Genomic DNA, 20,884 nt, shown 5'->3' with positions numbered 1-20,884 from the left:
CTGCGCAAGGCCGCAGAGCGCACCGTCGAGGCAACATGGAAACGCATCGGCCAACTCCTCGACGCCTTCCCGCCCCACGAATGCGCCAACTATCTCAGAAACAGCGGATATGCCTCAATCTAAACAGGACAGACTCTAGGGTGCGATGCCCATTTCCTGGAACTGGGCCACGACGAACGGATCCTCCGCGATCGCCGCCTTCACATCGGCATCGCCGCCCGCCTTGTCGCCCTTGCTCAGCTTGGCGATGCCGCGGCCGTAGAGCGACGCAGCCTGTTTCGGCGCCTTGGCCAACGCCGCCGAATAGCGCGCGATCGACTCGTCGAACTTGCCCTGCCGCAATAGCACCAGCGCCAGGCTGTCGATGATCGGCGCGCTTCCCGGCATGACCTTCAGCGCGGTGGTGCAATCGGCATGCGCCTGGTCCAGATCGAACTTGGCGCCCGCCTGCACCCAGCACAGCTGGTTCAGCACGAACGCGCCGCGCGGGGATTTGGCGCGCATCTTCGCCAGCAGCGCGCGTGCTTCGTCGCCGCGGCCGAGCTTGATCAGCAGGCCGGCCCGATCGGGCCACCAGACCTCCGGATCGTCGCTGCGCGCGATGGCGGCGTCGACCGTCGCCAGCGCGCCCTTGAGATCGCCAGATCCCGCCTGCGCGCGCCAGCGCAGGTTCTGCGCGAACGACTGGCCGGGCTGCACTTTCAATATGGCGTCCGCATCGGCCAGCGCCCTGGCGTATTCCCGCTGGAGCATCAGGATCGCGGCACGGCGGCCATGCGCCCACAGATTGTTCTCGAGCAGGTCGATCGCCCGCCCCAGAGCCGCGGCCGCTCCGCCGAGATCGCCCTGATTCTGCAGCACGATCGCGCGCCCGTGAAAGATGTAGGCGAGGCGCGGATTGATCGCCGCCGCCTTGTCGAGACTGTCGAGCGCCTGCTCGTTCTGCTTCTTCCAGGCGAGCGCGATGCCGCGATTGGCCCATGCGGTGGCGTGGTCGGCGTCGAGCTTGATCGCCTTGTCGAAGTCGGCGATCGCATCGTCCAGCCGATTGTCCTCCATGAGGCTGTTGCCGCGCCGGTTCCAGCCGTCGGCGGTCGTGGGGATCTCCTTCTCGAGTGCCGCGGTCTCGGCGCTCGTCGCGCGATAGTCGTGCGGCGCCATCACCATGACGGTGACATCGGCCATCGCCTTCATCGGCGCGGCGGCGGCGCGCGCTTCGGCGGCGGAGATCTCCGGCAGCAGCGCGCGCGTGCTGCTCTCCATCTCGAGCACGCCGTCCTCGATCCTGGTGCGGCGCGCGAATTCATACCCGGCAAGCTTGCGCAGCGGCACGTCCGCGCCCTTGATCGAGAAGCCCTGGCCCGCGCGCGGCAGGTCGATGCGCTCGCGCGTCACCGCATAGTGCGGGAAGCTGACCGCGTAGGGCGCCTCGGCGTCGGTGCCGGCCTCGCGCTCGGTATCCATCTCCCATCCCAGCCGGGCGCCATCGAGCTCATAGCCCCCGCCCGCATCCCACGACAGCGCGGCCTTGCCGGCCAGCACGAGCCGGTGCTCGCCCGTCTGCTCGTTGAACGAAGCGGACACCTTCTCCGGCGTGACGAAGTCGTAGCGGCGCTTCCAATAGGCCTTGAGCGCCGTGTCGAGTTGCTCGGCCGATAGCGGGGCCAGCTGCAGCCGCAGCGTCTGCGCCTCGTCGCCGCGCGTCACCGTCGTCACCTCGATCGGCGCCGGGAGCGAAATGCCGGCCTTGGCGTCGATGAAGATGTCGGTCTCGCTGGCGGGGCGGGCCAGGGGCTGCTGCGGAATCGCGACCAGCTCCGCACCCTGCGCCCGAAGCGGGAGCGCCCAGCGAAAGGGCGGGGCGTCGATCGCGTCGATCGCGCCGTCGCCAGTGCGCGTCCCGTCGAGCCAGTAGGTGCGCCCGCCGATCTGCGCGCGCACCAGCACATGGTCGAACAGGCCCGCCATCGGCAGCCGCGCGTCGAGTCCGTCGCCGCCGGCGGTGCTGACCGATGCGGCATCGGCCTCGATGCCCAGCCCGTGGAGCAGCGCGAGCAGCAGCGCGGTCTTGCCCTTGCAGTCGCCGAAGCGCCGCGCCCAGGTCTCGTCGGCGCCGGCAGGGGCGAGATTGCCTTCGTTCATCCCGCGATAGACGTAGCGGACGCGATCCTGGACCAGCTTGAGGGCGGCGGCCGCCTGCACCTTCGGGTCGGTGCTCATCGCCCGGATCCGCGCGATCTCCGCCTTGAGCGGGGAGTTGGCGCCGAGTGTCGCGGCCTTCTCGTAGTGCGGGGCCAGGATCGCGGCGAGATCGCCCCATTTGGAAAATTGCGTGAACTCGACGCGGCGCACCGGCATGAAGCGCAGCGGCGCGCCCTTGGGCACCTTGAGCGCTGGCAGCCCCTCGAGCGTCCATTCGACATGCTGCTCGCTCCCGCTGGCCCATTTGCGCGGCTCGCCCAGCTCGCCCGACTTGCGCCATTGCAGCGGGCGGTCGCCGGGCCAGCTGGCGCGCAGCCGCGTGCGCGTTCCCGGCAAGCCCGCGGGAAGATCGACGGCAAGCTCCGAATGTGCGCCGAGCACCGGATCGCGATGCGTGATCGTGAACGCCAGCTCGATGACGTCTCCGACCTGAAGGCCTTCGGGCTGGAGCGTCGCGGTGAGCAGGCCGTCGAGGACCGATTCCTCGAGCTTTCCTTCGCGCCGCAGCACCGTGAAGCTCTGCTTCGCGAGCACGTCGATCGTCTCTGCGCCGCGCACGATGTTGAGCTTGTGGATGGTCAGCGTCCCGCTTTCGGGGCGCCAGGGCAGCACGATGGTGCCCATCGCGGCGAGCCCCTGCGGGTTGAGCAGCTTGACCGCGGATTCGACATATCGCTCGTCGGTCTGCGCGCCGAAGCGGAACTGATGGTCGAGCCGCAGGATCTCGAGCGGGGCGTCGACCAGGGACGGCGCGGGCGCGCTCCCCTTCCCGGCCCTGGGATACTCGCTCACCCAGGCGGGGACCGGCGCCACCTTTGGCTTGTCCTCCGCCAGGGCCGCCGAGGCCAGGATCAAAGCGCCGAGCACGAGCAGATTACGCATGAAATTTCCCCCTGGCGCAGGACCATATCCGATCCGCGGGGCGCGGCAAGACGATGCGCGATTCATTCGCGAAGCCGGAACGATCGCTTTCGGTGCATGGCGGGCATGGTTGTCTTCGGGAGCAGGACGGGCATGATCGCGTCATGCGTCTCATCCTCCTGCTCGGTGCATTTCTTCTTGCCGGCTGCGCGGCCTCAGCCGGGCTTGATCCGGCGGTAGCGGGCGTCGCGGCGGAGGCGCGGGTGGCGTTCGACGCACGCGGGATGACCGCGGCGCGCGCAAGCGGCGTGGCGGATCGCGTGTCCGGGCGGCGCGCGACGATCGACGATCCGGTCCGCATCGCGAGCATCTCCAAGCTCGTCGTCGCGCTGGGCGTGATGCGGATGGTCGAGGCCGGGCAGCTCGATCTCGATCGCGACGTCGGCGACCTGCTCGGCTGGCGGGTGCGCAACCCGGCCTTTCCCGATGCGCCGGTGACGTTGCGCCAGCTGCTTTCGCACACGTCCGGGCTGATCGATCCCGACGAATATCGCGTGCCGCTGGGCGAGCGCCTCGCCGACCGGATCGCGCAGCCGCGGCTATGGGATCCGCAGCACCGTCCCGGGGCTCATTTCCGCTATGCCAATATCGCCTTTCCGGTGATCGCGAGCGTGATGGAAAGGGCGTCGGGCGAGCGGTTCGACCGGCTGATGCAGCGGCTGGTGCTGGCCCCGCTCGGACTCGACGCGTGCTTCAACTGGTCGACCTGTTCGGATGCGAAGATCGCGCGCCATGTCGTGCTCTATCGTGCCGACGGCTCGGTGGCGCTCGACGATCTGGGCGGCAAGCGGCCCGATTGTCCGGTGATCGTGAAGGCGGGATGCGATCTTGCGAGCTACCGCCTGGGAGAGAATGGCGCGCTATTCTCGCCGCAGGGCGGGCTGCGCGCGTCGATGCGCGATCTGGCGGTGATCGGGCAGATGCTGCTGCGGAACGACGGGAGCTTCCTCAGGCGCGAATCGGTTGCGGAGATCGAACGGGTGGCGTGGCGCTATGACGGGTCGAACGGCGACACGACCAACGGATTCTACTGCCAGTACGGCCTCGCCGTGACGCTCCTGCCCACGCCGCGCAACGGGTGCGCGGACGATCTGTTCGGGGATGGCCGCACGCGCACCGGCCATGCCGGCGATGCCTATGGGCTGCGTTCGGGGCTGTGGATCGACCGCGCGAAGGGCGTTGGCGTCGCGTTCTTCGCGACTGCGACCGCGCCGGACAGCAAGGGCGTCACGGCGTTCACCCGCGAAGAGGAGCGGCTGGCGCGGGAGAAATGAAGTGAAGTGGGAGCTTCTGTTGCCCGGTGTTCCGCGCCTTTTGGAAGGTCCAGGGGGTTCTGTTGCCCGGCCCCCCTGGTGGCCGCTGGATTCCGCTTCTGTTGCCCGGTGCGGTCCAACCGCGCATTTTAGAGTAATCTTAGACCGTTAGGTCTTGGGATTACGCCGCAATAGCGAGTGCTTCGTTATCGTTGGCACTTGTGTGTATGGGCCGTCGCGGTGGTCCCATTCCGAACGAAAACAGCGCTTTTCAACACACGTCGATCCTGGTTCGGCCCCGTCAGAAACGGTGTCCAGAAGTCCCTTTGAGGGTTCTGGCACCACTTGTGGTGGAGCCGCCGGGTACTGCCCCCGGGTCCGCTGCGTCTATTGCACGCCACAATTTATCGTCATAGCCGGGCGAACCCGGCACGTTCCCATATAGGAAGTGCAAATCCGATTGAAAAGAGCGGGATTTGGCCTTGTGATGGCCGTAAAGGGAGAGCAAATAGCGTGCCATGCTCACCCAGCGTTCCCGTTATGCCCTGCGCGCCATGCTGTTTCTGGCGAAGCAGCCACGGGAAGGCGCGCCGACGCCGATGACGCGGATCGCGGCGGAGGCGAACGTGCCGCGCAAGTTCCTCGAGCTGATCCTCGCCGATCTGCGCGAGGCGGGCTTCCTCGATTCGACGCGCGGCAAGATGGGCGGCTACCGCCTGGCGCGGCCCAACCACATGATCTCGCTGGGTGAGATCATCCGCGTGATCGAAGGGCCGCTGGCGCTGGTTCCGTGCGTCAGCCGCACCGCCTATCGCCCCTGTCTCGACTGCAAGGACGAGGCGGCGTGCGCGATCCGCCACGCCATGGCGCGCGTGCGCGACGAGACCGCGCGTATCCTCGACGGCACCAGCCTTGCGGATGCCACCGCCGAGGATCTCGCGGCGGCGTAGTTTGATTGGCGCCTGACGGCGCGCGGTGCGGGCCGGCACCGCAATTGAATCAAGCCCCGCCGTTGCGCTTCTTGAGCTCGTCGCGGATCTCGCGCAGCAGCACAACATCGGCGGGATCTTCGGCCGCGGCGGTCTGCGTTGCAGGGACGATGCGGTTCACCGCGCGGACCAGCAGGAAGATGATGAAGGCGACGATCAGGAAATTGACCGTCTGGGTGATGAACTCGCCATAGCCGAACAAGGGCACGCCGGCCTTTTTGAGCGCGGCATAGTCGGTCGATCCCTGAAGGTTCGCCGGCACCTCGCCCAGCACCAGGAAATAGCTCGAGAAGTCGAGCCCGCCGAAGATCTTGCCGATCACCGGCATGATGATGTCCTCGGTCAGCGAGGTGACGATCTTGCCGAACGCCGCGCCGATGATGACCGCGACGGCAAGGTCGAGCACGTTGCCGCGCGCGATGAAGGCCTTGAATTCATTGATCATCGACATACCCCTGACTTGCTTGTCCGGCCGGCAGCGTAACGGCCGGATTCGACGGCGGCAATCCGTCCAGCGCCGGTTGTCATTGCGCACGTGCGATCGGTCCCCTACCTTCGCGGTGTCGTATCGATGCGACACACTTGGAGGGATAGTTCGACATGAAGCTTCGTCTCGTTGCCGCGATGGCTGCGGCGGCCTTGCTTTCGGCCTGCGGCCTCAACAGCGTGCCCACCGCCGAGGAAGCGGCCAAGGCGAAATGGGCCGACGTCCAGGCTGCTTATCAGCGTCGCGCCGATCTGATCCCCAATCTGGTCAATACCGTAAAGGGCGCGGCGGGATCGGAAAGCAAGATCCTGACCGACGTGATGAGCGCGCGCGCCAAGGCAACATCGATCCAGGTAAGCGCAGATCAGCTTACCGATCCCAATCGCGTGGCACAATTCCAGCTGGCGCAGGGGCAACTTGGAAGCTCGCTCGGCCGCCTGCTGGCGACCGTCGAGGCCTATCCCCAGCTTCAGAGCCAACAATCGTTCCAGATGCTGTTGCGCGAAGTCGCCGGAACGGAGAATCGGATCAACGTCCGGGTCGAAGCGTATAATCAGGCCGTGCAATCGTATAACACGACCATTCGCACCTTCCCCGACGCGATCGGCGCGAAAATCTTCTATGGCGCCAAGCCGATGACACCGTTCGAGGCGAAGGCGGGAGCCGACGTCGCACCGACGGTGGACTTCGGGAACAATAGCTGACCACACGCGGTGGAGCCGCGTCGATGATGCGCATTTTGTCCTTGCTGCTGGCCGTCTGCGCGATGACGGTTGGAGCCGCGCAGGCACAGACCTTCCCGGCATTGTCGGGGCGGGTGGTGGACGCCGCGAGCCTGCTCAGCCCCGAGCAGGCCGCGCAGATCACCGCCATGTCCGAAGCGACCGAGAAAGCCACCGGCCGGCAGCTTGTCGTTGCGACCCTTCCCGATCTTCAGGGTTATGCGATCGATGACTATGGCTATCGGCTCGCGACCGCGTGGCAGATCGGCCAGAAGGAAGCGGACAACGGCATCATCCTGATCGTGGCGCCCAATGAACGCGCGGTACGGATCGAGGTTGGCAAGGGGCTGGAGCCCATCATCACCGACGGTCTCGCCGGCCTTATCATCGACAACGAGATCATTCCCCGTTTCCGCCAACAGGACATGGGCGGCGGCATCGTCGCCGGCGCCACGGCGATCAACGAGCAGTTGAAGCTCCCGCTCGAAGCCGCCGAGGCGCGCGCCAAGCAGCTGATCGACAGCGGCAAGCGCAAGCGATCGCGCGGCGCCGAAGGCTGGTTCGTGGCCGCCTTCTGGCTGTTTGTCGTGCTGGTGATCGTCCTGCCGATCATCCTCGGCGCGGCGCGGGGCAGGAAATATCGCCGCGGCGGCGCACCGGTCGTGATCTGGGGTCCCGGCTGGGGCGGTGGCGATGGCGGCTCCTCCTGGGGCGGGGGAAGCTCGTGGGGCGGTGGCGGCGGCTCGTCCTGGGGCGGCGGGGGCGGCGGCTTCTCGGGCGGCGGCGGATCGTTCGGCGGCGGCGGCGCATCGGGGGGGTGGTGATGACACGACGGTTCACGAACGACGAGCACGATCGGGTGACTAGCGCGGTCGCCGAGGCCGAGCGCAATACCGACAGCGAAATCGTCACGATCGTCACCGACTGGTCGGATCATTATCACGACGTCTCGCTCTATTATGCCGCCGCGGTGATGCTCGCGGCATTGGGGCTGTTTGCGGCGTTCCCGGGCCTCCTCGATGCCAAGCTGGCGCTGTTCACCGGCGGGTGGGGCGAGGCGGAGCGGCATCTCCAGCTCGCCTTGCTCGTGGTGGTGCAGGCAGTGCTGTTCCTCGCCGTGCGCTTCGGGTTCGAGGCGCTGCCCTTCCGCGGCCTGCTGATCCCGCCCGCGGTGCGCGGGCGGCGGGTGCGGCGGCGCGCGGTGCAGTTCTTCAAGGCAAGCGCGGAGAAGCGCACCGCGGCGCGCGTCGGGGTGCTGCTTTATCTGAGCCTCGCCGAGCACCGCGCGGAGATCGTCGCGGACGCGGCGGTCGTCGCCAAGGTCGATGACGCGCTGTGGGGCGAGGCGATGGTGGCGCTGATCGATCGCATCCGCGCGGGCGATCCTGCGGGCGGGATGGCGGACGCCGTGGCGCGGATCGGCACGGTGCTCGCCCAGCACTTCCCCAAGACCGAGAGCGACGCGAACGAGCTTCCCGACCGGCTGATCGAATTGTGACAATGGATTCCGACGCGCCGGTCGAGACGGTCTGGCAGGGCAGGTTCATCACCGCGAAGAAGCAGGGCCGCTGGGAGTATGTCGCGCGCGCCCGCGGCATCCGTGCCGCGGTGATCGTCGCGATCGACGAGAACGGCCACCTCATCCTGGTCGAGCAATATCGCGTGCCGCTTGGCCGCGCCTGCCTCGAGCTGCCTGCAGGGCTGGTCGGCGACGAGACCGATGACGAGTCCGTGGAAACCGCCGCGGCGCGCGAGCTGGAGGAGGAGACCGGCTACCGCCCGGGCCGGGTCGAATCGCTGGGCGAGTATTTCTCCTCGCCCGGCATGGTCAGCGAGAGCTTCACGCTGGTCCGCGCGCGCGATCTGGTTCGCGTGAGCGAGGGCGGCGGGGTGGACGGCGAAGGCATCACCGTGCACCGGGTGAAGCTTGCCGAGGTGCCCGCATTCGTCGCCGCGTGCCGCGTGCGCGGCATGGCGATCGACGTCAAGCTGCTGCTTGTGCTGGGTCAGTCGCTGCTGGCATAGAGCCGTTCGAAGCTCAGCCGGTCCCAATAGCCGCGCTGGTGCCGGATGCGCCCATCGACGACATGGAAGAAGCCGCAGCCGCGGAACCCCTTGGGATCCTGCCACTCCATCGCCGCCCATTCGCCGTCGGCCATGCGGTTGACCGGGATGCAGACCATCTCGGCCGCCGCGAACTCGGCTGCGAACATCGCATGGATCGCCGCCCGCCCCTCGACCGGCGCGTTGGCCACCTGATGGTTCACCGCGTCGTCATGGTAGAGCGCGGCGAGCGCGTCGGCGTCGGCCGCGTTGAACGCCTCGATCCAGCGGTCGAGCAGCTCCGCCGGACTCACCGGAAGTTGTCGGCGTAAGCCTGGAGCTTGAGCTTGCGCTGCGGCGCGGGGACGACGTGATAGGCGATGCCTTCGCGCGCGGCATAATCCTGCGCCGCTTCCAGCGTGGGGAAGTTGAGGCGCAGCTGGTTGCGCGTGTCGCCCGAGCCGGCCCAGCCGGTCAGCGGATCGGGGCGCTGCTGCTCGCCGGGGTCGAATTCGAGCACCCAGCGGTCGGTGCGGAAACGGCCCGACTGCATGGCGTTCTTCGGGCGCTGATAGATGCGTGCGGTGGACATGGCTCCGCCCTTTATCGCGAACCGCTGCGCCGTGCATCCGCATTTTTCGTCCGCAGCGTCGCCGATGCGGCGGCCGGATCGTCGGGCCAGGGGTGACGGGGATAGCGGCCGCGCATCTCCTTGGCGACATCGGCCCAGCTGCCCTTCCAGAAGCCCGGGAGATCCCGCGTCGTCTGGATCGGGCGGCCGGCGGGCGAGGTGAGCGAAAGCACCAGCGGGGTGCCGTCGCCGAGCATGGGATGCGTGGCGAGGCCGAACAGCGCCTGCACGCGGACCTCGACGGCGGGCCCGCCTTCTGCGGCATAGTCAATCTCGTGGCTCGATCCCGCCGGGGTTTCGAGCCGCGCCGGGGCAAGGCGGTCGAGTTGCTTCTGCCCATCCCAGCCGAGCCGGTTCTGCAGCGCCTGCGTCAGCGCTTCGGGCGAAATCGCGTCGAGGCGGCGCTTGCCGGCGAGCACGGGGGCGAGCCAATCGTCGAGATCGGCGCGCAGCGCTTCGTCGGACAGCGTGTCGAGCCCAGCATAGGCGGCACGGATGCGCAGCGCGCGCGCGTTGGCGGACCAGGGCAGCAGGTCGAGACCATGGGTGCGCACCCCTTCGAGCAGCGCGGCGGCGATTTCGTCCGGATTGGCGGCGGTGTCCGGACCCGACGAAAGGCGGATTGCGCCGAGGCGGCGTTCGCGCGCTGTTTCGACGCGGCCGTTCACCGGATCGAAGCGAACCGTGCGGCGGGTCTCGATGCGATGGCCGAACAGCGTCTCGACGCTCGCCGCATCGATCGGCGCGGCGGACAGGATACGCGCACCGGCGGCCATGCCCTGCGTCTCGGCCACCGCGAGCCATTCATGGCGCGCGAGCGAGGATGCGGGATCGAGCCGGAAGCCGCGGCCGCCCGCCGACGCCCAGGTCTCGCCGCTGGCGTCGCGGCGTCGCGCGATGCGATCGGGAAAGGCGAGCGCGACGCAGATGGCGACGGCTTCGGCGGAGTCGCGGAGCGGCGCATAGCCCTCTCCCCCTCGGGGCGAGGGCTGGGAGAGGGGCCTGTCCACGCGCGATTCGCTTGCCGCACCGCCCCTCTCCCCAGAGGGGGGAGGGAGAAGGCTAGCCCAGCGCTCCGCCAGCCTTCTTGCCCCATCCGCCCGCTGGCCGCGCTCGCTCTTCCAGCGGCGCAGGCGGTGCTCGAGATCGGCGTCGGGGCCGCCAAGGCCGCGCTCGCCGAGCAGCACGGCGATTTCCGCCGCAGTCTTGGCGAGACCCATCTCCCCTGCCCGCGCGAGCATATGGCCGAGCCGCGGCGGGAGCGGCAGCTGCGCGATCGCCTTGCCATGCGCAGTGGGGCGGCCGTCGGCATCGATCGCTTCGAGCGCGGCGAGGCGGGTGCGCGCTTCCTGCACCGCGGCTTCGGGCGGCGGGTCGAGCCAGGCGAGGTCGCGCGGATCGCCGACGCCCCATAGCGCGCAATCGAGGGTGAGCGCCGAAAGATCGGCCTCGAGGATTTCGGGCGGGTCGAAACGGGGCAGGCCAGCGGTGGCGGCCGCCTCCCACAGGCGATAGGCGATCCCCGGCCCCTGCCGCGCAGCACGGCCCGCGCGCTGGGTGACCGCGGCCTGGCTCGCGCGTTCGGTGACGAGCCGGGTCATGCCCGCGGCGCGATCGTAGCGCGGGCGGCGAGCCAGGCCCGAATCGATCACCACGTGGATGCCGTCGAGGGTCAGCGAGGTCTCGGCGATCGAGGTCGCGAGCACGATCTTGCGCCGGCCCTCGCGGTCCGGGGCGATGGCGGCGCGCTGCGCGGCGGGATCGAGGCTGCCGTGCAGCTTGTGGAGGACCGTGCCCGGCGTGTCGCCGAGCCGTTCGGCCGTCCGCTCGATCTCGGCGACGCCGGGGAGAAAGGCGAGGATCCCGCCATCGGTCTCGCGCAGCGCCTGGCGGACCGCCGCGGCGACCGACTCCTCGATCCGCGCCTCCGCGGCCCGGCCGAGGTGGCGCAGCTCGAGCGGATGGCTCCGCCCCTCGCTCTCGATCACCGGGGCATCGCTCATCAGGGCGGAGAAACGTGCGCCGTCGAGGGTGGCGGACATCGCCACCAGTCGCAGATCGGGCCGCAACGCCATCTGTGCGTCGAGCGCGAGCGCGAGGCCGAAGTCGCTGTCGAGGCTGCGCTCATGCACCTCGTCGAACAGCACTGCCGAGATGCCGGCCAGCTCGGGATCGGCCTGGATGCGGTTGACGAAGATGCCCTCGGTGACGACCGTCACGCGCGTCCGGGTCGAGCGGCGCGTGTCCATCCGCGTCGCGTAGCCATAGGTCTCGCCGACCCGCTCGCCCGCCAGCGCCGCCATCCGCTCGGCGGCGGCGCGTGCGGCGAGGCGGCGGGGTGAGAGCAGGAGGATCTCACCCGCGCACCAGCCTTCGCCGAGCAGCGCGGGGGCGACCGCGGTGGTCTTGCCCGCGCCCGGCGGGGCGACCAGCACGGCGTTGCTCGCGTCGCGCAATGCGGCGAGCAGATCGGGCAGCACGGCATGGATCGGAAGGTCGTTCACAAGTCTGCCCTACGCAATTCACCGCATTGCTTGAAGCGGCATGGCACCCAATCGCGCGATGCGCGTTGCGCGGTTTGAAGGAGACGGGACATGGCACGCACGCTTTCGAGCTTCAGCATCGCCGCGGACGGCAATGGCGATTATCTGATCAGCATCGAGGACGACGATGGCGAGACGATCGAGCTGACCGCGAGCTACGAGCAGCTCGACCTGATCAGCGAGGCGATCGACGACGCGCTCGACGAGGATGAGGAGGACGCGCTCGGCGCGGACGAGGACGAGGGCGAAGAGAGCGAGGTGTAGCGGGCCGCTCAATAGGCGCGCGCGACCGCGAACTCGACCGCCTCGATCATCGCATCCTTGGCAGCGCTTGCGGGGAAGATGCCGAGCGCATCGATCGCGCGCTGGCCATAGTGCCGCGCGCGTGCCAGCGTATCGTCAACCGCGCGGCTGGATTGCACCAGGCCGACCGCATGGGCGAAGTCGTCGTCGCCGATGCGGCGGCCGAGCACGGCTTCCTTCCAGAAGGCGCGGTCGTCCTCGCTGCCGCGGGCATAGGCGAGGATGACGGGGAGCGTCATCTTGCCTTCGCGGAAATCGTCGCCCGCATCCTTGCCCATCGTTCCTGCATCCGAGACATAGTCGATCGCATCATCGACCAGCTGGAACGCGATGCCGAGATTGCGGCCATAGGTGTCGAGCGCACCTTCCTCCGCTTCGGTCCGCTCGGCGACGACCGCGGCGATGCGGCACGCGGCGGCGAACAGGGCGGCGGTCTTGGCGCCGATGATCTCGAGATAGCGCTCCTCGGCCAGGTCGATGCGGCGCGCGGCGGTGAGCTGGTTCACCTCGCCCTCCGCGATCACCGCCGAGGCGTTGGACAAAATCTTGAGCACCTTGAGGCTGCCGTCCTCGACCATCAGCTCGAAGCTGCGCGAGAACAGAAAATCGCCGACCAGCACGCTTGCCGGATTGCCCCAGATCAGGTTGGCGGTGCGCTTGCCGCGGCGCATGTCGGATCCGTCGACGACATCGTCGTGGAGCAGGGTCGCGGTGTGGATGAACTCGACCGCGGCCGCGAGGCGGTGGTGGCGTGCGCCCGAATAGTCAAGCAGCCGCGCGCTCGCCAGCGTTAGCATCGGCCGCATGCGCTTGCCGCCGCCCGCGATCAGATGCCCGGCAAGCTCGGGGATCAGCGGGATCTGCGACTGCATCCGGTCGAGGATCACGGCGTTGACCAGGTTCATGTCCGCCGCGACCAGCGCGATCATGGGGTCGAGCGAGGGCGCCGCCCCGCGGCCGATACGGTGAATGGTCGCGCTCATGCTGGGCGCGATGTGGCGGGAACGCACCGGAAAGGCAAGTGCGTGGGGGTTGCGCCCGCATAAAAGCGGCGCAACAAGCGCTGAGCCTGATGCGGGCCGGCGCCGCGCGGTCAGCGCAGCTGACACAATCAAGGACAGTTCATGAGCGACGAGACCCTGCAACGCTATCGCCAGAGCATCGACCGGATCGACGCGGCGCTGGTCTTCCTGCTCGCCGAGCGTTTCCAGATCACCCAGGCGGTCGGCCGCTACAAGGCCGAGACGGGGCTTCCTCCCGCCGATCCGGGGCGTGAGGATCGCCAGATCGCGCGGCTTCGCGAGCTCGCGGCGCAGGCCGATCTCGACCCCGAATTCTCCGAGAAGTTCCTCCGCTTCATCATCGACGAGGTGATCCGTCACCACGCACGGATGCAGGGGAAGACCGAAGGCTGAGCGGCGGGACGGGCGTCAACCGACCGCCGTGGGCGGGCCTCCGGACGCTGCGCGCTATCTGTCCGACTAATTCTTCTTGCAGGCATAATTTTGCGACAAATCCTGCCTAAGGAGCCTGGGCCGGCCGCATGCCGGCGAGATTGCGGGAGGGACGAATGCGGCGCGCGGCGTGGGTGATGACGGGGTTGATGGCGGCGCCGGCGGCGATGGCCGCGGCGCAGGACGTGCCGCCCCCGGCACCCGCGCAGGAGCAGGAGCCAGCGCCTTCGCCTGCCGGTGCCGGCGGTGACGTGGTCGAGGAGCTCGAGGGCGAGGAAGTCGTCGTCACCGGACAGCTGCGCGGCGCGGTGCCGGGTGACGTCAAGCCCGAGCTGATCCTAAACCCGGCGGACATCCGCGCTTATGGCGTCAGCTCGATCACCGAGCTGCTCGCCGAGCTCGAGCCGCAGACGCGCAGCGCCAGCGGCGGCCCGCCGGTGCTGTTGCTGAGCGGCCGGCCGATTTCGGGCATGGCGGAGATTCGCGGCATTCCGCCCGAGGCGATCGAGCGCATCGATATCCTGCCCGAGGAAGCGGCGCTTAAGCTCGGCTATCGCGCCGATCAGCGCGTGGTCAATTTCGTGCTGCGCCGCCGCTTCCGCGCGATCACCGCCGAAGCGGATGCGAGCTTCGCCACCGCCGGCGGCCGCGACGGGCAGGAGTTCGACTTCGGCCTGCTGCGCATCAATCGCGACGGCCGGATCAACATCGAAGTCGAATATGAGCGCGAGTCCCGGCTGCTCGAAAGCGACCGCGATATCATCACCGAAGCGCTGAGCTCGCCCTTCGACCGGATCGGCAACATCCGCGGCCTGCTGCCGAACGGGGAGATCGATCCGGCGCTGAGCGCGCTTGCCGGCACGCTCGTCACCACGGCGGGAGCTCCGGCCGCGGCAGCCGCGGGCGCAGTGCCGCTCGGCAGCTTCGCCGCCGGTGCCAACCGGCTGAACCAGACCGATCTCTCGCCCTACCGCACCCTGCAGCCTCAGACCGAGAATCTTGCGATCAACGCCGTGCTCAATCGCGCGATCGGCAAGGTTTCCGCGACAGCGACGCTGCGCCTCGAGCAGAGCCAGAGCGAATCGCTGCTCGGCCTGCCCAGCGCGACCCTGACCCTGCCCGGCGCCAATCCCTTCTCGCCCTTTGCCGCCGACACGCAGCTCTATCGCTATTACGACCAGTTCTCGCCGCTCGAGCGCAGCTCGAACAACCGGTCGCTGCAGGGCGGCTTCTCGCTCAACGGCGACCTGTCGCCGCGCTGGCGCTGGTCGGTCACCGGCAATTGGGAGCGGTCGGAACGGCGCACGCTCACCGATACCGGCGTCGACACGCTGGTGCTGCAGAGCCGGCTCGATGCGGGCGACCCTGCCTTCAATCCGTTCGGCGCGATTCCGGCCGATATGTGGGCGATCCGCCCGGCGGACCGGTCGAACTCGGTCTCCAATGTCGGGTCAGTCAACGCGCTGGTGAGCGGTCCGCTGGCCAAGCTGCCCGCGGGCGAAATCTCGACCAGCCTGCGCGTGGCGGGGCGGACGAACGACCTCACCGCGCAATCGCTGCGCCGCGGCTTGTTCACCACCTCCGACATCGGCCGCGATACCGGCAGCGTGCGTGCCAATATCGACCTGCCGATCGCCAGCCGTAGCCGCGCAGTGCTCTCCGCGCTCGGAAATCTCTCGCTCAACGCGAATGTCGAGCTCGAGGAACTCTCCGATTTCGGCACGCTCCTCACCTATGGCTACGGCGCCAACTGGTCGCCGATCGACGGCGTACGCTTCCTCGCGACCTTCACCGAAGAGGAGGGCGCGCCCTCGGCGCAGCAGCTCGGCGATGCGGTGGTGGCGACGCCGAACGTGCGCGTTTTCGATTTCGTGCGCGGCGAGACGGTGGACATCACCAGGATCGAAGGCGGCAATCCCAATCTGCTGGCGAGCGACCGCAGCGCGATGAAGCTCGGACTCAATGTGCGGCCGATCAAGAACACCGACCTCAGCTTCAACGTCGATTACAACAAGAGCACGATCCGCAATCTGAGCCAGGGCTTTCCGGCGGTGACCGCGGAAATCGAAGCCGCGTTTCCCGGCCGGTTCGTGCGCGACGGCAGCGGACGGCTGCTCCAGATCGACAACCGGCCGGTCAATTTCCTGCGCAGCGAGCGTGAGGAAGTGCGCTGGGGCATCAATTTCTCCAAGCAGATCAGTTCGCCGCTGGCGCGGCAGCGCGCCGAGCAGATGCAGGCGCAGCGCGCCGCACGACAGGCGGCGCGCGAGGCCGCGCGCGAGGCTGGGCAGCAGGGGGAGACTCCACCGACGGGTGAGCGCGGCCCCGGCGAAGGCCCGCGGCGCTTCGGCGAAGGCGGGCGGGGTCCCGGCGCGGGCTTTGGCGGGCGCGGCGGCGGCTTCCGCGGCGGATTGGGTGGCGGCGGCGCCAATGGCGGCCGCTTCCAGCTCGGCCTGTTCCACACCATCGCGCTCACCGATCGGCTGACCATTCGCGAAGGCCTGCCGGTGCTCGACCGGCTGAACGGCGCAGCGTTCGGAAGCCGCGGCGGCGCTCCGCGCCATGAGGTGGAATTGCGTGCCGGCGTCGTCCGGGACGGGATCGGACTGCGCGTCAATGCCGATTGGAGGAGCGCGACCCGCGTGCGTGGCGGCACGGCGGGCGCGGCCGAGGAGCTTCGCTTCGACGATATGGCGACGGTGAACCTGCGCCTGTTCGCCAACCTCTCGCCCGACTTCAAGTTCGTGCGCGACAATCGCTGGCTGGCAGGCACGCGGATCACGCTGTCGATCGACAATCTGTTCGACCAGCGCCTGCGGGTGACCGACGAGACCGGCGCGACGCCGCTCAGCCATCAGCCGGCGCAGCTCGACCCGGTCGGTCGAACGGTGCAGATCAGCATCCGCAAGATGTTCTTCTGACCAACCCTACCGGTCGAGCTTGCTCTTGCGGTAGAGCAGCGTGATCGCCACGCGGCGGTTGCGCGGGTCGGCGGGGTTGGCCTTGATCAGCGGCTCGCGGTCGGCGACGCCCTCGATCCGCTCGAAGCGAGGCTCGGAAACGCCGCCCGCGGCGAGGCGGCGGCGGGTCTCTTCGGAGCGCGCGCTCGAGAGCATCCAGTTGTTCATGTTCTGCGGATCGCCATAGCCGAGGCTGTCGGTATGGCCGCGGATCATGATCGGGTTCTCCGAGCCAGCGATCGATTCGGCGACCATTGCGACCAGCTTCGCCGCCTCGGGCACGAAGCTGGTCGTGCCCAGCGCGAACATCGAATAATCGGCATTGTCCATGAGGTCGATGCGCATGCCGTCGCGCGTCGGCACGAAGCGGACATGCTTGCCGAGCTTGGCGAGACCGGGAGTGGTCTTGATCCGGCGCTCGATCTGCGCCTTCATCTTGGCGAAGCCCTGGCGGTCCTCGGCGTCCATCGCCTCCTTGTTCTTGAGGCTGCCCTGATCGCCGGTGCCGACCTCGTCGCCGCCCTGCGCGCCGGCCGGAATTGTCATCGATCGCGTGCCGGTCTGCTTGGCCATGGTCGGGTAATTGTCCTTGCCCTGCATCGCGTCGCCGCCGAGCAGGCCGTTGGAGCCGGCGCTGTTCTGCTTGAACTCGATCAGCGTGGGCGCGAAATAATCCGCCAGCGCCTTGCGCTGCTTCTCGTTGGTCGCGCCGAGCAGCCACATCAGCAGGAAGAACGCCATCATCGCGGTCACGAAATCCGCATACGCGACCTTCCATGCGCCGCCGTGATGGCCGCCGCCGCCCTCGACGAAGACCTTCTTGACGATGATCTTGGGCGGCTGTTTCGCCGCATGAGGCGCCCTCGCCGTCATGCTTACCTACCGCGCAGGCCGTCGAACACTTCGGCGAAGCCCGGCTGGTTGTGGTGCGCGATGCCCGAGCGCGCTGCCTCGATCACCAGCGGCTGCGGATGGCCGTGCAGCGAGGCGATGATGATCTGCTTGACCGTGTGATAGATCGCGGCGTCGGCATCGATGATCTGCTTAAGACGCCCCGCCAGCGGCCCGACCAGGCCATAGGCGAGCAACACGCCGAGAAAGGTGCCGACCAGCGCCGAGCCGATCATCGCGCCGAGGATCGCCGGCGGCTTGTCGATCGAGCCCATCGTCTTCACCACGCCGAGCACCGCCGCGACGATGCCGAGAGCGGGCAGCGCGTCGGCCAGACCCTGCAGCGCGTGCTGAGGCTCCTCGACATGGTGGTGGTGGGTCTTGATGGCATTGTCCATCACGTCCTCGACCGCGTGCACGTCGAGCGTGCCCGAGGAGACGACGACGAGACGCAGCGTGTCGGCGATCAGGTCGACCAGCGTGTGATCGGCGAGCAGGCGGGGATATTCGGCGAAGATCGCGGAGGATTTGGGATCCTCGACATGCGGCTCGAGCGCGATCGGGCCATCAACGCGCAGCATCTTCATCAACTTGCTGACGAGGAAGATGACGTCGAGATAGTCCTGCTTCTTGTACTTTGGCCCCTTGAGCACCTTCATGAACCCGCCGCCGAGCGCCTTGAGCTCGCGGCCCGAATTGCCGATGATCAGCGCACCGAGCGCGGCGCCGCCGATGATGAGCATCTCGTGCGGCAGCGCGTGCAGCACGGGCTCGAGCGCGCCGCCGGTGATGGCGAAGCCGCCGAACACCATGGCGATGAGGACGACGAAACCGATTGCAGGAAACATGACTTCGCTCGCTACCCCCGGCGCTGGCTTGGTTACCCGTAGAAACGGCAGCGCGAGCCGGAACTTGAGCGGAAAAGCGCTAGGATGTGGTTAACAGGACGGTCGGGCCATTCGAATATCGGCGCCGCCCGGCCGGAAGTTGACACAAAGTTTACGCTATGTGCCCCCCTTGGCTCTCCCCGTTGCGACCACACACGCGAACAAGGGGAAGTCGCCCGAACAAAACCAGAACAAATCCAACATTGCAAGCTGAATTCGTCGAGGGTGTTCCCGGCTCAGCGGATATAGTCGAACAGCGACAGGCTGGTGAGCTTGGTGAAGCTCGCCTGGGTCGCCTGCAGGATCGTCAGCGTCTTCTGCAATTCGGCGATCGAGGCGGCGGTGTCGGCGTCCTCGATGCCCGAGCGGGTCGTCTCGCGCGCGGTGTCGGCGTCGATCAGGCGGTCAGCCTCCAGATCCATGCGGAAGGCGCGCGCGCCGACCGAGGCGCGGGTGGTGCCGACCTGTTCGATCGCGGCGTCGAGATCGTTCATCGCGGTCTCGATCCCGCCCGGCGCGGCGCCAGGCTGAAGCGCGGCGGCGAAGGCATTGAGGATAGCGAACATGTCGGTCGCGCCGTTCGCTCCGGGGATGCCGCCAAAGGCGCGAGCGCCGGTTTCGGTCGCGGCGATCTCGACACCGTCGCCGACCGGGATCGGCGCAGCCTCGCCCTGGCCGACATAGGCGATCGAGCCGTCGGGCTGGCGGGCATAGGCCGCGTCCCCGGCCGCGCCGCCAAACAAAGGCTGGCCGCGGCTGTCCTTCGCGTTCGCCACGCCGAGCAGGTCGGCGATGATCGCCTCGACATCCTTGAGGATCGCGGCGCGGCCTTCGGGCGTCACGGTCTCGCTATTGGCCTGCACCGCGAACGCCTTGGCGCGCTGGAGCTGGGTCTCGATCGTGTCGAGCGCGGTGTCGGTGGCGGCGAGCAGCGACTGCGCCATCTTGATGTTGGCGCCGTATGCGCCCTCGTCGGAGGCGGCGCGCTTGAGGCCGGCAAGCTGCTGCCAGCCGGAGGCGCTGTCCGAAGGCGCGAGGATCTTCTTGCCGGTCGCGACCTGTATCTGCAGCCGGTCGGCCTGGCTGTTCAGGCTCGCCATCAGCAGCGAAGGGCGGTCGAAGCTCTGGGCGGTTGTCACACGCATCGCGATCACCGGATGTTGAAGATGGCGTCGAGCGTCTCGCGCGCGACCTGGATGACACGGCTCGACGCCTGATAGGCCTGCTGGAAGCGGATCAAATCAACCGCTTCCTCGTCGACATTGACGCCGGCGACCGAATCACGCGTCGCGGCGGCGTTGGCGCGGATCGTCGACTGCACCTCGGCGACCGAGCGGCGCGCGGAAAGCGCGCTGGCATTGTCGGTGGTGAGCGTGGTCAGGCTGCCCTCGAACCTGCCGCTGGTGCGCAGCGCGGCGAGCGCGGTGAGATTGCCGTTGCTCCGCTCGCCGCCGCCTGGCGCCGCCGCGGCGATGCCGCGCGGATCGTCGAGCACGAGCTTGAAGTCGGATGCGCCAGTGGCGCTGAACATCGCCGCACCGGCATTGCCGTCGAGGTCGTGGCCCCCGGCCTGGACGGTGTTGACGCCGCTGGCCAGGTCGACCGCGATCCGGTCGAGCGCGTCACGGGCATCGGCGATGCGCGCGGCGCCCTCCGCAATGCCTGCCAATGCGCCGCCGCCGGGCGTGAGCGCGTGGCTGCCATCGATGCCGTAGACCGCGAACGAGGTCGCGCCGCCGGGGCCGCGCGCATAGGTCGCGACCGCCGCCTGATCGCCCTGGACGAGCAGCGGACCGCTGCCGCCGGCCTTGACGCTGGCGCGGCCCGCGGCGTCGAAGCTGACGCTGACATCGGTGAGCGCGCTCATCGAGTCGAGCAGCCGGTCGCGTTCGTCGAGCAGCGCCGCCTGTGCGCTGGTGCCCTGCGCGGTGCGGCCGAGCGCCGAATTGACCTTGGCCAGGCTGGCGGTGAGCGTGTTGAGCTGACCGGCCATGGCATCGGCCGACCGATCGAGATCGGCGAGCGCGCCATCGAGCGCGGCGCCGGTGGCGGAGAAGCTGCCGGCGAGGCTCGCCGCGGCCTGGAGCATCGTCGCGCGCGGCGCGCTGGCGGAAGGATCGGCGGCGAGCGCGGTCGCCGCGTTGAAGAAGGCGGTGAGGCGCTCGTCGAGCTTGTTGCCGGTGAGCGCGCCCTCGATCCGCTGCAGCCACACCACGCCCGCTTCGCTGCGCGCGAGGTCGGAGCCGGCCGAACGCACCTCGGCGTTGTGCAGATCGCTGCCCGTGCGGGTGATGCCCGAGACGGTGACGCCGAGGCCGTTGAGCACGCGGTTCGAGCCGTCACTGGGCGCGGCGACCTCGCGCGTGTTCGCGACGCGGCGCGAATAGCCCGCCGTGCCGGCATTGGCGATATTCTCCGACGTCGTCGTCAGCGCGGTCTGATACGCGCGGACGCCGCTGGCGCCGATCGAGAGCATGTCGGTCATTTGGAGTCACCTTCCGCGGAACGGTTGGCGCCAATCGCTAATCCTCCCCCGCCAGGGGGAGGTGGCGCGCGCAGCGCGACGGAGGGGGCGGACTCCCCAGCGCTGGTTCTGGC

19 protein-coding genes, 1 other RNA gene and 1 pseudogene are annotated in these 20,884 nt (G+C 68.5%); 10 read left to right on the top strand and 11 right to left on the bottom strand.

Annotated elements, in window-relative coordinates; translation table 11 throughout:
* Positions 1-123: pseudogene (locus tag VGD28_RS07465) on the top strand (IS630 family transposase); the annotation flags it as partial.
* 12 nt (positions 124-135) lie between these two features.
* Here VGD28_RS07465 and VGD28_RS07460 read toward each other — a convergent pair.
* Positions 136-3,084 carry a DUF3857 domain-containing protein gene (locus tag VGD28_RS07460; RefSeq protein WP_331027704.1) on the bottom strand — a complete coding sequence of 983 codons (2,949 nt, stop codon included), beginning with the start codon at positions 3,082-3,084 and terminating at the stop codon, positions 136-138.
* A 143-nt stretch (positions 3,085-3,227) separates the two neighbouring features.
* Between VGD28_RS07460 and VGD28_RS07455 the strand changes: the two genes are divergently transcribed.
* Positions 3,228-4,397 carry a serine hydrolase domain-containing protein gene (locus VGD28_RS07455; RefSeq protein WP_331027703.1) on the top strand — a complete coding sequence of 390 codons (1,170 nt, stop codon included), beginning with the start codon at positions 3,228-3,230 and terminating at the stop codon, positions 4,395-4,397.
* A gap of 87 nt (positions 4,398-4,484) precedes the next feature.
* Here the strand turns inward: VGD28_RS07455 and ssrA are convergent.
* Positions 4,485-4,847, bottom strand: a transfer-messenger RNA (tmRNA) gene (ssrA, locus tag VGD28_RS07450).
* A 47-nt stretch (positions 4,848-4,894) separates the two neighbouring features.
* Here ssrA and VGD28_RS07445 point away from each other — a divergent pair.
* The gene (locus tag VGD28_RS07445; RefSeq protein WP_331027702.1) at positions 4,895-5,326 is read left to right on the top strand and encodes an Rrf2 family transcriptional regulator; all 432 of its coding nucleotides are present in this window, start codon (positions 4,895-4,897) and stop codon (positions 5,324-5,326) included.
* Between the two features lie 49 nt (positions 5,327-5,375).
* Here VGD28_RS07445 and mscL read toward each other — a convergent pair whose 3' ends face one another.
* Positions 5,376-5,810, bottom strand: coding sequence for a large conductance mechanosensitive channel protein MscL (gene mscL, locus VGD28_RS07440; RefSeq protein ID WP_331027701.1), 435 nt, complete (start codon positions 5,808-5,810; stop codon positions 5,376-5,378).
* Positions 5,811-5,965: 155 nt separating this feature from the next.
* On the opposite strand from mscL, the gene VGD28_RS07435 reads away from it, so the two are divergent.
* From VGD28_RS07435 to VGD28_RS07420, 4 genes are read left to right on the top strand one after another with little or no spacing between them, the layout of a single operon-like run.
* Positions 5,966-6,556: a LemA family protein gene (locus VGD28_RS07435; RefSeq protein ID WP_331027700.1), complete on the top strand. Its 591-nt coding sequence runs from the start codon at positions 5,966-5,968 to the stop codon at positions 6,554-6,556.
* Between the two features lie 23 nt (positions 6,557-6,579).
* Positions 6,580-7,398, top strand: a complete 819-nt coding sequence (locus VGD28_RS07430; protein ID WP_331027699.1) for a TPM domain-containing protein — start codon at positions 6,580-6,582, stop codon at positions 7,396-7,398.
* On the top strand, positions 7,398-8,072 hold the full coding sequence (locus tag VGD28_RS07425; RefSeq protein WP_331027698.1) for a TPM domain-containing protein: 675 nt from the start codon (positions 7,398-7,400) through the stop codon (positions 8,070-8,072). Before VGD28_RS07430 ends, VGD28_RS07425 begins: the two co-directional genes overlap by 1 nt.
* A 2-nt stretch (positions 8,073-8,074) precedes the next feature.
* Complete coding sequence (locus VGD28_RS07420) at positions 8,075-8,599, top strand: NUDIX hydrolase (protein ID WP_331027697.1); 525 nt, start codon at positions 8,075-8,077, stop codon at positions 8,597-8,599.
* Here VGD28_RS07420 and VGD28_RS07415 read toward each other — a convergent pair.
* The 3 genes from VGD28_RS07415 to hrpB are packed head-to-tail and all read right to left on the bottom strand — an operon-like array spanning position 8,581 to position 11,752.
* A complete protein-coding gene (locus tag VGD28_RS07415) occupies positions 8,581-8,931 on the bottom strand; it encodes a nuclear transport factor 2 family protein (protein WP_331027696.1) in 351 nt (116 codons plus the stop codon). The genes VGD28_RS07420 and VGD28_RS07415 overlap by 19 nt on opposite strands.
* Entirely contained in the window at positions 8,928-9,209 is a 282-nt protein-coding gene (locus tag VGD28_RS07410) for an ETC complex I subunit (RefSeq protein ID WP_331027695.1), read from the bottom strand. Before VGD28_RS07410 ends, VGD28_RS07415 begins: the two co-directional genes overlap by 4 nt.
* Positions 9,210-9,220: 11 nt before the next feature.
* A complete protein-coding gene (gene hrpB, locus VGD28_RS07405; RefSeq protein ID WP_331027694.1) occupies positions 9,221-11,752 on the bottom strand; it encodes an ATP-dependent helicase HrpB in 2,532 nt (843 codons plus the stop codon).
* Positions 11,753-11,842: 90 nt separating this feature from the next.
* Between hrpB and VGD28_RS07400 the strand changes: the two genes are divergently transcribed.
* Positions 11,843-12,055 (top strand): hypothetical protein, encoded by a 213-nt coding sequence (locus VGD28_RS07400; RefSeq protein ID WP_331027693.1) that lies wholly within the window; start codon positions 11,843-11,845, stop codon positions 12,053-12,055.
* An 8-nt stretch (positions 12,056-12,063) separates the two neighbouring features.
* Here VGD28_RS07400 and VGD28_RS07395 read toward each other — a convergent pair whose 3' ends face one another.
* A complete protein-coding gene (locus VGD28_RS07395; RefSeq protein WP_331027692.1) occupies positions 12,064-13,077 on the bottom strand; it encodes a polyprenyl synthetase family protein in 1,014 nt (337 codons plus the stop codon).
* A 141-nt stretch (positions 13,078-13,218) separates the two neighbouring features.
* On the opposite strand from VGD28_RS07395, the gene VGD28_RS07390 reads away from it, so the two are divergent.
* Both VGD28_RS07390 and VGD28_RS07385 read left to right on the top strand, forming a co-directional pair.
* A complete protein-coding gene (locus VGD28_RS07390) occupies positions 13,219-13,509 on the top strand; it encodes a chorismate mutase (protein WP_331027691.1) in 291 nt (96 codons plus the stop codon).
* A 155-nt stretch (positions 13,510-13,664) separates the two neighbouring features.
* Complete coding sequence (locus VGD28_RS07385; RefSeq protein ID WP_331027690.1) at positions 13,665-16,469, top strand: TonB-dependent receptor; 2,805 nt, start codon at positions 13,665-13,667, stop codon at positions 16,467-16,469.
* Between the two features lie 6 nt (positions 16,470-16,475).
* Here the strand turns inward: VGD28_RS07385 and VGD28_RS07380 are convergent, their stop codons facing one another.
* The 4 genes from VGD28_RS07380 to flgK form a co-directional block, all read right to left on the bottom strand.
* Complete coding sequence (locus VGD28_RS07380; RefSeq protein ID WP_331027689.1) at positions 16,476-17,381, bottom strand: flagellar motor protein MotB; 906 nt, start codon at positions 17,379-17,381, stop codon at positions 16,476-16,478.
* 2 nt (positions 17,382-17,383) lie between these two features.
* Entirely contained in the window at positions 17,384-18,247 is an 864-nt protein-coding gene (motA, locus tag VGD28_RS07375) for a flagellar motor stator protein MotA (protein ID WP_331027688.1), read from the bottom strand.
* Between the two features lie 275 nt (positions 18,248-18,522).
* Positions 18,523-19,431 (bottom strand): flagellin, encoded by a 909-nt coding sequence (locus VGD28_RS07370; protein ID WP_331027687.1) that lies wholly within the window; start codon positions 19,429-19,431, stop codon positions 18,523-18,525.
* A 5-nt stretch (positions 19,432-19,436) separates the two neighbouring features.
* Positions 19,437-20,771: a flagellar hook-associated protein FlgK gene (gene flgK, locus VGD28_RS07365; RefSeq protein WP_331027686.1), complete on the bottom strand. Its 1,335-nt coding sequence runs from the start codon at positions 20,769-20,771 to the stop codon at positions 19,437-19,439.
* Positions 20,772-20,884 lie beyond the last annotated feature (113 nt).

Origin of the sequence: Sphingomonas sp., assembly GCF_036402235.1 — a bacterium.
GTDB lineage: Bacteria > Pseudomonadota > Alphaproteobacteria > Sphingomonadales > Sphingomonadaceae > Sphingomonas.
This window is presented reverse-complemented; position numbering and strand designations above follow the sequence as displayed.